The following is an 11,325-nucleotide window of genomic DNA, read 5'->3' as shown; positions in this document are numbered from 1 at the left end:
TTCGAATATCTAAGGGCCACCTTGACCGCGATTGCCAACGGCCACCCTCAAAGCCGCCTCGACGACCTGCTGCCGTGGAACTTCAAGCCGTCAAGCTAAGCTGACCGTGCTGTTCTGCGACCGCTTACCGTGCGTGTAGCCGCCGATCTTGTGCTGGCCGCCGTCGATCTTGCAGCCCAGCACGGCCCGTTGCAGCAGGACGTATTCCAGGCCGAAGCCGAAACCTTCCTCGGTGACGTCCGGGGGCAGCGGCAGTTCCAGCTGCGCCTGTTCGATCCGGAACGCCCATTCCAGCGCGGCTTGCACACCCAGCGCGCGCTTGATCCTGGTGCCGCTGACGCGGCCGTGGAAACTCATGGCTGCAATCCTTCAAGGAAATCCATCTGCGCCGGGCGCTGGGCTGCACCGGTCGGCCGCCAGATCCACGGGCCCGAGGCCATGGGCAGCTGCGAGAGTGCGCCACGCATGTGCTGCTGCCAGAGGGTGAACTCCGTTGCCGAGCAGGCGCAGAGCGCGTGCCCGATGGGCCAGCCCATCAGCCATCCGACGAAGAGCGGGTTCAGCCGCCGCCGCGACCGGCCCTTCAGGATCCGCCGCGAGACGACGCGCCCATGCGAGGCAATCATCGAAGCCCAGAGCGGGCGCGAGATCGGGGCGTGCGGCGAGAACCGTGGCCCATCCGGCGAAATCACCGGGGCTGGGTGGGTGAAGCCCTGCTCCGCCCGGTAGTGCAGCAGGTCCATCCGGGACTTGCCATCGGTGCGGGTGATGCTGGCCTGGCTCGACCCCTTCCAGTTCTGCGCGGCCGGTGTCGGCCAGTGGTTCGGCAGAGCTTTCGCGATGCCCAGCGCCAATGCCTCTGCCTTGCGGGTGAAGTCGCTGTTCCCGGCCGGATTGTAGCGGCCGGTGCCAGGATGCAGGCTCATCGGCGTGGGCCAGGATGAAGATGCGCAACCGCTCATGCGGCGCGCCGACCTCTGCCGCCGAGATGAGGCCCGCCGCAGGCGTGTAGCCCAATCCCCAAAGCTCCCGCAGGACGGTCTCGAGGCCGAGGGTGACGTGCCCGGCGACGTTTTCGAGGAAGACCCATTCCGGGCGGCATTCGCCGATGACGCGGGCGACATCGGGCCAGAGGTGGCGGCGATCGTCGGCACCGCCGCGCTTTCCGGCCGCGCTGAAGGGCTGGCAGGGATATCCGGCGAGGACGGCATCGAACGCGCCGCGGAAGGGCCGGGCGTCGAACGTTCGCAGGTCGGTCCAGATCGGGGCCGGGGCGAAGTATCCGGCTGCTTGCGCGGCGATGAGGACCGCGCGCGGCCAGTCCTCCCATTCGACGAAGGCGCGGGTGTGATAGCCGGGTTCGGCGAGCATGAGGCCCAGATCAAGGCCTCCGCCGCCTGCGCAGAGGGACAATCCGTGCCGGGGACGTGACACCATGCCATTCACCGCACCCCGCGCTCGCGCAGGCGTTCGGCCGTGACCAGCCCCCGGGCCAGCATGGCATCGCGCATCGTATTGCTGATTGCGCTGACCGGCAGGTAGCGGTCGGAGTTGACCAGATCGGCGTAGAAGGCGGGCAGATCGGTGATCGGCTTTGCCGTTGGGGCGGGGGCCGCCTTGGGCTTTCTGCGCTTCCGTCCCGCATCTTCGACCTTGCGCCCTGCTGCACGCTGCATGGCGCGGTCCAGCGCCTTCGGTCCATCGGGCGGTTCGGGGTGTTCCTGGCGGCTGGCCTCGGCGGCAGCGATGATCTCCGCCTCGGTCAGCCCCAGCTCGTCGCGCCAGCGCTGGACGTGCAGCCGGGGCGGCCAGCCTTGCCACCAGCCGGGCAGGGCGTCGGGGTCGAGGCCGAGTGCTGCGAGCAGGTCCGCGAAAACCTCATCGGAAATCGTCTCGCGCGCCTGCGCGCCCTCCTCCTCCTTTACTGGTTTACTTAGAGGTTCCCTTACAGGGTTAGTGTCCGGATTTCGGACACGGCTTTCGGCATTTTCCGGACACGGCTCGGCTGGAAAATCGGACACGGGACTCGCCTCATCCCCGTGTCCGAAATCCGGACACGGCAGGGCGTCGGCAGCACCATCAAGGCGCGAACCCTCGACCATCTCAGCGATTTCCGCACCGTCGCCTTCGCCGTGTCCGATTTCCGGACACGGCACCACAGCCACGGGTGTGAACCCCGGCTCGAACCCCAGGATGTAGCGGGTGGGCAGCTGGCGCTTGGTCACGGGGTCGAGCCGCGGCACCCGCCGCAGCAGGCCCACGGCCTCGAGGTGGCCAAGGTGATCGTTCAGTGTGGACCGGCTGATCTCGCAGTCATGCGCCAGCCGGTCCTGCGAAGGAAAGCAGCCGTAATCCGGGTTGAACCGGTCGCAGAGGTGCCAGAGCACGATCTTGGTCGTGGGTTTCAACCCGCGCTGCTTGATGGCCCAGTTGGTGGCCTCGTGGCTCATGGCGCGGGCCTCCGCGGGGAAGGGGCGATGCGCGTGGTGAAGCCCTGATCGGCCAGCGCGCCCAGCGCGTCGTCGAGGCTTCGGACCAGCGCCCAGCCGAACCCCTGCGCCTGCACCGCATCGCGGAACGCCTCCTGCTCCGGCCGCAGTCGCCCCTTCGGTGCCTTCAGTTCGAGGAACAGGACGCGGCCGTCGCTCAGGACCATCAGGTCCGCGAACCCGGCATGGACGCCCATGCCGACAAGGATCGCTTGGCGCTTGGCCCCGCGGGGCCCGGCCTCGGTCACCTCGTTGGCGCAGTGATGGATGATGGCGGTGCGGGGCAGGGCGATGCGCAACGCCTGCACCACGGCACGCTGCAGATCGGCCTCGGGAGTGCCACGGCGCTTCATCGCGCGGCCCTCCCCTGATCCTCGCGCTGGGCGCGCCGCACTGGCCGCCGCGCATTGACGACGACCAGCAGGCGCAGGGCATCAGCTCGCTCGCCAAGCGTCTCGCCATGCTGGACGAGCACATTGCAGGCGAGCCGGATCAGGAGATCGCTGTGATGCGCGACATCGGCGATCACGGCGCGGGCCTCGGCCACGCGGTCGGCGGGCCAGGCGGAACTGCGGGGGTGGATCGTCATGGCCGCCCCCGCGTCTTGCGCACCGGGTGAGCCTGTTCCTGCGCCCTGATCCACTCCTGGATGGCGGCGCGGCGATAGAAGATCTTTCGACCTATGCGTGTGCAGGGCGGACCCTGACGGCGGGCTTCCCACCGCGACAAAGTGTCTGTGGTCAAATCCAGTGCGCGGGCAAGCTGCTCGCGGCTGATCCAGTCGGCCAAAAGGTCAGGGACCTCCTCCACTGGGTCGTTTTGCATGTCCTTCATCGGCTGCTCCGTTCGCCTCGCGCCCCTCTGCCGGGGGCGGTTTCAGCGAAGCAGAGCGTGAGGACCGGAAGACAGGCGGAAGGTGGAACTGGCCGCTATCTCCCAATTCCACCCCTTGTTTTATTGGACTTTCAGCGGATAGCGCGCGACGCGACAGGCGTTGCCGCAGCCTTCGCAGGGCATTCCAAGCGCCGCTTCCTGGCGACGATCCGCGCTTCGTCCACACCGCTCCGACAGCTTGGGGCTGATTGGGCGGCGCTGAGGCGGTTTCGCCGGTTTCGCAGGGACCGGAATTGCCGGAATGGACCATTCCGGTCGGGTTCCGACGGTTCTGGATGATATCCACAAGTTCTTTTTTTGTTCCGGTGCGCCAGTGCAGGATTCTGGTTGATCGTTCGCCTTCAGGATGCGTAGATTCGTGGTTGAGCAGAACATAAGAATCGACAAGGCAACCGAAGCCAGGTGCCGCCCCTCTTGGGGTGGGGTGCCCAATTACAGGCAGTTTTCCTCGACGACGTGGGCTGCAGCCAGTCCACCCGCGTGCTTGGCACGGCGGGTTTTTGTAACCCGCAGTCCGACGGCCCTGGCCGAAGGATGCCGTATGTCTGAGAGGAGTTCGTTCATGCCTTTGCCGCCCGTCGCCTTCTATTCCATCTACGAAATTGCTGTGCGCTGGGGCTGTCCCCCGGCCGATGTCGCGGGCTGGGCGGCAGAGGGCCATCTGAAGGTTGTCGCAGGCATTCCGCCCGTCAGATGTGGGGATGAAGTCGTGGGGGGCTTGGTCGAGGTGCCTATCGCCGAATTGATGTGCATGTTCAGGCGGTTTGGGCCGAGCGACGATATCGGCCGATTGAGGCGCGTTCTCAAACCCGGCAGCGCGACATGGGCGCACGTGACCGAACCTTCGGATGGCCTCCCGATCCGCTCGTCAGACCTGCTGGTGGCATCGGGGTCGTTGCTGCAATTCGAAGAAGAACGCGATCTGCTGCGCCGCCCGGCCTCCACAATCGGCGCCAGCCCGCGTTACGATTGGGATGCGATGTACGCATGGCTGACGTGGTTCATCTTCGAAAAGGGCGTTCCGGAAACCCAGACCGCTCTGGTCTCGCTGGTGCAGGACTGGTTCGTCCAGAATTCGAAGTCGGGCGAGGTGCCGGATGAAAGCACCATCCGCAAACGGCTGAGCTCTCTCTGGCGCAAGTTGCGCGGCGAGGAAACCGTGTGAAGATCAGGCCGATTTCGGCAGGTCGGCCCCGTCCTGCGCCGCGTCATGCACGAGGCGCGGCCGCGGGCGCAGCAGGCTGGCCACCGTGTCGACGCCCGCCCGCAGGGGGGAATCCATCAAGTGCGCGTAGCGCTGGGTGGTCTGCATTTGGCTGTGGCCCAAGAGCTTGCCGATTATTTCCAGCGATGCGCCGCCACTGACCAGAAGCGAGGCGAAGGTGTGGCGCAGGTCATGGATCCGGACGTCGGCCAGCCCGGCGTCCTTCTGTGCCTTGGCCCAGAAGCGGCGGATTTCCCGCACCGGTTGCCCGACCGTGTCGCCGGGGAAGAGCCATGGGTTGCCGCTCGGTACTGCCTGCTGGCGCAGCCGCACGATGGCCGCGACGTCCTGCGAAATTGGGACGCGATGGATCTTTCGCTGCTTGGTGGTCGAGGCGGGTTTCGACCAGATCGCATAGTCGAGGTTGAACTGTTCGAACCGGGCCGTCCGGACCTCGCCCACCCGGGCGCCGGTCAACATGCACATGCGGATGATGGCCGCGGCGCGCTGATCCTCGGCGGCATCCAGCACGGCCGCCAGCCGGGTCAGCTCTTCGGGCGACAGGAAGCGCTCGCGGGCATGTTCGATACGCCGATGGAACCCCTGCGCAGGGTTGTCCGTCCGCCATTCCCATTCCATGGCCAGCGTGAACATCTTGCGCAGCACCTCGCCCATTCGGTTGGCGCGGATCGGGGTGGGCTTGTGACCCTGCAGCTTTCGAGCCCGGTTATTGGGTTTTGCCTTGCAGGGACGGGGGCGCCCCTCGGCCACAAAATCGAGGAACTTGGCCACGTCGGACTTGGTGATCTCCGTCACCAGCCGGTTGCCCCACGCCGGTTCGACCATCTTCTTCAGCATCGACACCTGGTCGCCCGCATTGGTCTTGGCCAGTTTCGGCAGGTGTTCGGCGATGTAGCGGTCGATCATGTCTGTGACACGTGGGGCCCCGCGCCATTCGTCGCGCGCCGCCAGAGGATCCTGCCCCTCGTCGATGGCACGGCGCAGTTCCTTGGCGCGTTCGCGCGCGGCCGTGACGCTCCATTCCGGCCAGCGCCCTATGGTCATCCGCCGTTGCCGCCCGGCATGGCGGTAGTCGATCGTGAACGTGCGCGCGCCGGAAGCCTGCACCCGGGCCGCAAATCCGATCACCTCCGTGTCGAAGATCTGATAGCTGACGCCGGGCTTGGGTTCCGCCTCGCGCAGGGTTTTCTCATTCAGTTTCAGTCGTCTGACCATCCATCCAGCCTCCTTGCCCGACGACACAGGCGTAGACCCGCGCCACTATCAAGGCGGACCACGGGACCGGGACCGGAATATAGGCGGAAGGTGGAATTGAAGGCCGGGTGACAATTCCTAAAAAAGAAAAACAAGGTGTTAGGTGACTTTGCCCAGCGCACGGGGTGGGGAACAGACGGACGCCCGCCCCCTTCTGCGCCGATGGTTTGATCGGAGGCCGCGCAAGAGGTAATCCTGTCGGCACACCCCAAACACGAAACTTCCATGCCCAGCGCCAAGCCACCAAGAAACCTGACGCCCGTGCTGTGCCGGCGCCTGCAAGCTGAAATGCTGAAGGCCTGCGAAGCCGTCGCCGCTCGTCATCGCCTAGTGGTCGAGCCGCGCGACATCACCGGCGCCGACCTGCGCTGGGGGTTCGATGCCACCTTCCGCGTCTCGATCCCCCTGCCGGATGGCAGCGCTCTCGATCCCGAGCGGCTTCGGTTCGAGGCGCTGTCCGAGGCCTTTGGGCTTTCCCCCGCCGATTACGGCCGCCAGTTCAGCACCGGGCGCGAGCAGTTCCGCATCACCGGCATCGACCCCCGCCGCCCGAAATACCCGGTGTCAGCCGAGCGGATCCCAGATGGCCAGGAGTTCAAGTTCACCGCAGAACAGGTCTCATTGTTGCTGCAGCATGGGATGAAGGATGTGACGCCGAAGAGGTAGGGGCGGAGAGTTGCCCAGAGCTGCCGTTCGACTTCATTGGAACGAAGGTCCACTTGGAGCCCAGACTCACCGATGCTGCGGGGCGCGCGAATGTCGGCTTTCGTCCGGCGCGTCGCACCATGATGGAGTTAGTCAGCTTCCACCAAGTCACTCCGGGCATCGCGGATGATCATCCACGACGAATGCAGGAAAAGCCCCGCGATCGCGAACGCGACGATCAGGTCGGGCCATGCACTGCCAAGCCACGCGACCAGCCCGGCGGCGATGACCACGGCGAGGTTGCCGATGGCGTCGTTGCGAGAGAACAGCCAGACGGCTCGCATATTGGCATCACCCTTGCGGTGCTTTAGCAGCGGCAGCACCGCGAGGATGTTTACGATCAGCGCACCTACCGCGAAGGCTCCCATCAACCCGGCTTCTGGCGTGGTCTGGTTGAGGACACGCCAGAGCGTGCTGCCGACAACGCCAAGGCCCAGAAGGCCCAGAAACACGCCTTGGATCATCGCCGACCGCGCCCGCCATGTCAGGCTCCAGCCGATGGCGAGCAGGCCCAGAAACGTGATCGCACCATCGCCCAGAAAATCGAGCGCGTCTGCCTTCAGCGCCTGCGAACCGGACAGGAACCCGCCGAACATTTCGACCACGCCGTATCCGAGATTGAGCGCGACCACGATCCAGAGCGCGCGGCGATAGCTCGGGTCCTTGTAGGCCGGATCGGACGATGTATCGCCGTCCTCGATCTTCTCGAAACCGTAGCCGGTCGCGTCGAGCGCGGGCCGCACTTTCGGCAGATCGCCGTCCGCGATCCGCAATGTCATGATGTGGGTGGCGGCGGACACTTTCACGTCGCCTTCGGCCACGCCCGCAGACCGGGCCGCGCGCTCGATCTCGGCGGCATCTTTCGCGCAGTCCATGCCTTGCACCCGCATTCGGATCGGGGAGGAGGCTGTCGCCAACTTGCTGTTATCGGGCTGGCTCATGTGCGATCCTTTTTGTGGTGGCGGGCGAAAAGGTACGCTGCTAACGTATCAGTGGATAATGATATGACAGCGCAAAACATTCAAGACGATCTTTCGGCACCCGATACACTGGAACTACGGGCAAAGCTCTTCCGGGGCCTAAGCGATCCCAGCCGTCTGACGATCCTCGATGCGCTGGTGTCGGACGAACGCAACGTGCAGGAAATCGTCGGGCATACGGGTTTGGGTCAGCCCAACGTCTCGAACCATCTGCGCTGTCTGCTGGAATGCGGGCTGGTCAGTCGCCGCAGCAAAGGCCGCTTCGTTCGGTATCGTCTGGCGGACAGGCGGGTCGCCGATCTCATCCGTGATGCAGATCAGCTACTTGCCTCGACAGCCAACGGAGTTGATGCCTGCCAAAGCTATACGGACTAACCGGCGCGACCTGCTGCAATGTCCTATCGGTGCGCCAAACCTGAAGCAGCCATCTGCGCATCCGCAGCGAATGCACCCTTTGTTCGCATTGCTGACCTCCATCCTTTGCGCAGCGACCGTCCGCTCTCCGCCCTTCGCGTCGAGACCGATCCAAGGGATGTAGGGATGGCTTTCGCGTTCGATGAACATCGCTTGTCAACGTCTGGTCAACCCGCGAATGCGTCCCTGTGCGCACGTTGATCCGTCCAAATCCGGCGAGAAGCGCCGATAGTTCACGAAAAAGTCTGCCGTCTCAAAGGCTTGCACGTTAAGTCTCTGAAAAGAAAAGAGTCATGAGAACCAAAGAGTTCGGCTCATAACCTGAAGGTCGTAGGTTCAAATCCTGTCCCCGCGACCACTGAGACCAACACTCCCGAGCGTTCTGCGCCGGGAGTTTTGTTTTTTGTCCCGGTCTTTCCGTCCTGACGCGCTACCCATTTCAGGATCGTCGCCAGATCGCCGTGCAGGCGGGCGTAAACCTCCCCGCGGTTCGGGCCGAGGGTGAGGACGATCTTCTCGATCAATACGCGAAGCTGGTCGGCGGATTCTACCTGCGTCTCGGAGTGGTTCAGCGCCTCGGTCAGCTCGGTGACCCGCCGGGCATAGATCTGCGCCGCAGCCGGCAGGATGTCGGGCTGGTCCTGCGGGACGTTCTGCAGCAGCTCCGTCAGCTCGACCTTCCTTGACTCCAGCTTGTTCATCTCGCCCTTGATGCTCGGATGGGACATACCGGCCTTGATCGCCTCGATGATGCCGCGGATGTCCTTCTCGATCTTGGCCAGTTCGCTGCGCCAGGCCGCGCCATTGCTGCGGCGCTCGCGGTTGAGACGGTTCATCTCCTCGGCATAGGCTTTCATCGCATCGCCGGCGAACTCGGGTGCCATCAGTTTTGTCTGGATGCCGGCCAGCACGCGGCTCTCCAGTTCCTGCTGGCGGATCGTCACCTTGTTGGCACAGGTGCCCTTGCTGATATGGTTCGAGCAGGCGGAGCGGCCGGCGCCGCGCAGCGCGTATCCACCACATTCAGATGAGGAAAGGCGCCGGCCAGTTCATCGGCACTCCAAAGCACCACATCGGCGCCATTGGCGGTCTGCACGGTGTGGTTCTGCCGCAGAATCTCGGCCTGATCGCGATTCTTGGCAAGGAACAGATAGCCGCCCGGATGGAAGTTCAGCTGCGGAGCTTGCCCGTCGACCTGCATGGTCTCGGCGAAATTCATCATGAACCGATGGCTGAAACGGCTGATCTGCACGTTGATCGGGGTCGAGAACTGGCTGCGGATCGCCGATGCCGAAAGCGAGGTGGCGGCGTGGGCAAAATTGAGGTCCCGCTCGATCAGCAGCACGGATCCGTCGAAATCGGGGTTGGCGGCAAGGAAATAGGCGATGGCCGAGCCCGTAGCCGCGCCGCCGATGATTGCCACGTCATAGCTGTCTTTCATGGCGTCGTCCGGGTCATACGGCCTTGACCAGCATGCCTTCGGGATTGAAGGCAGGCTCTGTCCGCTTGACCATATCCGCGACGATCCGCGCCGAGCCCGCCGACATGGTCCAGCCCATATGGCCGTGGCCGAGATTCATCACCGCATTGGCAAAGCGCTTGCCGCGGCCAAAGATCGGCAGCCCGTCGGGGGTCATCGGCCGCAGCCCGGCCCAGTAGTCGGGCTGGCCGAAATCAGCACCTTGCGGGAACAGTTCGCGGGTGGCGCGCAGCATATGGGTGAAGTCCTGAGGCTTGTGCGTCTTGCTGAAACCGGCGAACTCGGCTGTCGCGGTGACGCGCATGCGGTTGCCGAAGCGGGCATAGGCGACAAGGTTGTCCTCATCGACGCCGCCGACGGTCGGGGCCTGATGTTTGTCGCCGATGGGCATGGTGACGGAATAGCCCTTGATCGGATAGATCGGCAGCGACACGCCCAGCTTGCGCGCGAAGCGCGGGGCAAAGACGCCAAGGCAGACCACGAATTCATTGCCGGCAATGCGGCCCTTGTTGGTCAGCGCCGCCGTGATCCGGTCGCCCGAGGTTTCCAGGTCGCGGATCTCGGTATCGTAGAGGAAGGTGACGCCCAGTTGCGTTGCGCAATATTCGGCCAGATTGCGGGTGAACATCCGGGCATCGCCGCTGCCGTCCGTGGGGCAATAGATCGCGCCGGCGAATTTTTCGCGGGCTGAACTCAGGGACGGGTCGATGCGGGTAATCCACCCCGTTGTTAAGGGGATGCGGAAGTAGAATTTTCTCGGCAGGATGGACGAGGAGATTCCGATGAAGAAGAGCCGTTTCACCGAAGCCCAGATCATGGGCGTGCTGCGCCAGGCGGAGGGTGGGATGCCCGTTCCCGAATTGTGCCGCGAGCACGGGATCAGCAGCGCGACGTTCTACAAGTGGCGGGCCAAGTATGGCGGCATGGATGCGTCCATGATGGGTCAGATGAAGGCCTTGGAGGACGAGAACCGGCGGCTGAAGCGCATGTTTGCCGATCTCAGCATGCAGGCCGACCTGCTTCGAGAAGCTCTTGGAAAAAAGTGACACGGCCAGCTCAACGCCGGGAGTTGGCCGAGAAGGCGGTGGCGATGAGGGGGGTCAGCATCGCGCTGGCATGCCGCGCGTTCGGAGTCAGCGAGACTTGTTTCCGCTACAACCCGAAGCGCGACGAGGAGAACGAGCTGATCGCCGGCCTGCTGGTGGGGCTGACCAACGTCCACAAGACCTGGGGGTTCGGGCTGTGCTTCCTGCACCTGCGGAACGTGAAGGGGCATGTCTGGAACCATAAGCGGGTTCACCGGATCTATTGCGAGTTGGAGTTGAACCTGCGGATCAAGCCGCGGCGCAGGCTGAAGCGGGAGAAGCCCGAGGAACTGGCCGTGCCGGAGGCACCTAACCTGGTCTGGTCCATGGATTTCATGGCGGATCGCTTGGCCGACGGGCGACAGTTCCGGCTCTTGAACGTGCTGGATGACTTCAATCGCGAGGGCCTGGGGATCGAGGTCGATTTTTCCCTGCCCGCCGAACGGGTCGTCCGATCCCTGAACCAGATCATCGAATGGCGCGGCAAGCCTCTGGCGATCAGGGTCGACAACGGCCCCGAATACGTCAGTTCCACGCTGATGACCTGGGCCGAGAAACAGGGCATCACGATCCAGCACATCCAACCCGGCAAGCCCCAGCAGAACGCCTATGTCGAGCGCTACAACCGGACAGTCCGGCATGAATGGTTGGACCTTTACATCTTTGAAACTATCGAGGAGGTGCAGCAGATAGCCACTGAATGGCTGTGGACCTACAACAACGAACGCCCCAACATGGGCATCGGCGGCGTCACACCCGCCATGAAGCTGAAAATGGCCGCGTAAATTCTACGCCAGCG

General features: G+C 64.2%; 15 protein-coding genes and 2 pseudogenes. 5 read left to right on the top strand and 12 right to left on the bottom strand.

What is annotated here, in order from left to right:
• The coding region (locus FNJ84_RS21125; protein WP_143792218.1) for a transposase domain-containing protein at nt 1-99 on the top strand (99 nt) is incomplete at its 5' end.
• 30 nt (nt 100-129) lie between these two features.
• Here FNJ84_RS21125 and FNJ84_RS21120 read toward each other — a convergent pair.
• From FNJ84_RS21120 to FNJ84_RS21095, 7 genes and pseudogenes are all read right to left on the bottom strand, one after another.
• Nucleotides 130-357 (bottom strand): annotated as a pseudogene (locus FNJ84_RS21120) (hypothetical protein); the annotation flags it as partial.
• Entirely contained in the window at nt 354-926 is a 573-nt protein-coding gene (locus tag FNJ84_RS22515) for a DNA methyltransferase (RefSeq protein ID WP_255471367.1), read from the bottom strand. The gene FNJ84_RS22515 and the pseudogene FNJ84_RS21120, both read right to left, overlap by 4 nt.
• 55 nt (nt 927-981) lie before the next feature.
• Nucleotides 982-1,371: pseudogene (locus tag FNJ84_RS22510) on the bottom strand (DNA cytosine methyltransferase); the annotation flags it as partial.
• Between the two features lie 71 nt (nt 1,372-1,442).
• Nucleotides 1,443-2,450 (bottom strand): helix-turn-helix domain-containing protein, encoded by a 1,008-nt coding sequence (locus tag FNJ84_RS21110; protein ID WP_143795182.1) that lies wholly within the window; start codon nt 2,448-2,450, stop codon nt 1,443-1,445.
• Complete coding sequence (locus tag FNJ84_RS21105; protein ID WP_143795181.1) at nt 2,447-2,842, bottom strand: VRR-NUC domain-containing protein; 396 nt, start codon at nt 2,840-2,842, stop codon at nt 2,447-2,449. Before FNJ84_RS21105 ends, FNJ84_RS21110 begins: the two co-directional genes overlap by 4 nt.
• Nucleotides 2,839-3,078 carry a hypothetical protein gene (locus tag FNJ84_RS21100; RefSeq protein WP_143795180.1) on the bottom strand — a complete coding sequence of 80 codons (240 nt, stop codon included), beginning with the start codon at nt 3,076-3,078 and terminating at the stop codon, nt 2,839-2,841. Before FNJ84_RS21100 ends, FNJ84_RS21105 begins: the two co-directional genes overlap by 4 nt.
• Entirely contained in the window at nt 3,075-3,323 is a 249-nt protein-coding gene (locus tag FNJ84_RS21095) for an AlpA family transcriptional regulator (protein WP_089386171.1), read from the bottom strand. Before FNJ84_RS21095 ends, FNJ84_RS21100 begins: the two co-directional genes overlap by 4 nt.
• 622 nt (nt 3,324-3,945) lie before the next feature.
• On the opposite strand from FNJ84_RS21095, the gene FNJ84_RS21090 reads away from it, so the two are divergent.
• The gene (locus FNJ84_RS21090; RefSeq protein ID WP_028720873.1) at nt 3,946-4,548 is read left to right on the top strand and encodes a hypothetical protein; all 603 of its coding nucleotides are present in this window, start codon (nt 3,946-3,948) and stop codon (nt 4,546-4,548) included.
• Nucleotides 4,549-4,551: 3 nt separating this feature from the next.
• Here the strand turns inward: FNJ84_RS21090 and FNJ84_RS21085 are convergent, their stop codons facing one another.
• Complete coding sequence (locus FNJ84_RS21085) at nt 4,552-5,823, bottom strand: site-specific integrase (protein ID WP_143795179.1); 1,272 nt, start codon at nt 5,821-5,823, stop codon at nt 4,552-4,554.
• A gap of 264 nt (nt 5,824-6,087) precedes the next feature.
• Here FNJ84_RS21085 and FNJ84_RS21080 point away from each other — a divergent pair, with 264 nt between their 5' ends.
• Nucleotides 6,088-6,528 (top strand): hypothetical protein, encoded by a 441-nt coding sequence (locus FNJ84_RS21080; protein WP_143795178.1) that lies wholly within the window; start codon nt 6,088-6,090, stop codon nt 6,526-6,528.
• A 128-nt stretch (nt 6,529-6,656) separates the two neighbouring features.
• On the opposite strand, the gene FNJ84_RS21075 is transcribed toward FNJ84_RS21080, so the two are convergent.
• The gene (locus FNJ84_RS21075) at nt 6,657-7,508 is read right to left on the bottom strand and encodes a cation diffusion facilitator family transporter (RefSeq protein WP_007803328.1); all 852 of its coding nucleotides are present in this window, start codon (nt 7,506-7,508) and stop codon (nt 6,657-6,659) included.
• Nucleotides 7,509-7,571: 63 nt separating this feature from the next.
• Here FNJ84_RS21075 and FNJ84_RS21070 point away from each other — a divergent pair, with 63 nt between their 5' ends.
• A complete protein-coding gene (locus tag FNJ84_RS21070) occupies nt 7,572-7,922 on the top strand; it encodes a helix-turn-helix transcriptional regulator (RefSeq protein ID WP_007803330.1) in 351 nt (116 codons plus the stop codon).
• Between the two features lie 353 nt (nt 7,923-8,275).
• Here FNJ84_RS21070 and FNJ84_RS22275 read toward each other — a convergent pair whose 3' ends face one another.
• Genes FNJ84_RS22275 through FNJ84_RS21060 form a run of 3 tightly spaced genes read right to left on the bottom strand, consistent with a single transcriptional unit; the run spans nt 8,276 to nt 10,243 of the window.
• Nucleotides 8,276-8,905: a hypothetical protein gene (locus FNJ84_RS22275; protein ID WP_221932028.1), complete on the bottom strand. Its 630-nt coding sequence runs from the start codon at nt 8,903-8,905 to the stop codon at nt 8,276-8,278.
• Nucleotides 8,902-9,402 (bottom strand): FAD-binding oxidoreductase, encoded by a 501-nt coding sequence (locus tag FNJ84_RS22270; protein ID WP_221932027.1) that lies wholly within the window; start codon nt 9,400-9,402, stop codon nt 8,902-8,904. The genes FNJ84_RS22275 and FNJ84_RS22270 overlap by 4 nt, the downstream gene beginning before the upstream one ends.
• A 13-nt stretch (nt 9,403-9,415) precedes the next feature.
• Nucleotides 9,416-10,243: an FAD-dependent oxidoreductase gene (locus FNJ84_RS21060; protein ID WP_221932026.1), complete on the bottom strand. Its 828-nt coding sequence runs from the start codon at nt 10,241-10,243 to the stop codon at nt 9,416-9,418.
• Here FNJ84_RS21060 and FNJ84_RS21055 point away from each other — a divergent pair.
• A protein-coding gene (locus tag FNJ84_RS21055) for an IS3 family transposase (protein WP_143795176.1) occupies nt 10,224-11,311 on the top strand; the annotation gives its coding sequence in 2 pieces (ribosomal slippage) (nt 10,224-10,485 and nt 10,485-11,311; 1,089 coding nt in all). The genes FNJ84_RS21060 and FNJ84_RS21055 overlap by 20 nt on opposite strands.
• Nucleotides 11,312-11,325 lie beyond the last annotated feature (14 nt).

Source organism: Paracoccus sp. M683, assembly GCF_007096355.1.
Lineage (GTDB): Bacteria > Pseudomonadota > Alphaproteobacteria > Rhodobacterales > Rhodobacteraceae > Paracoccus.
This window is presented reverse-complemented; position numbering and strand designations above follow the sequence as displayed.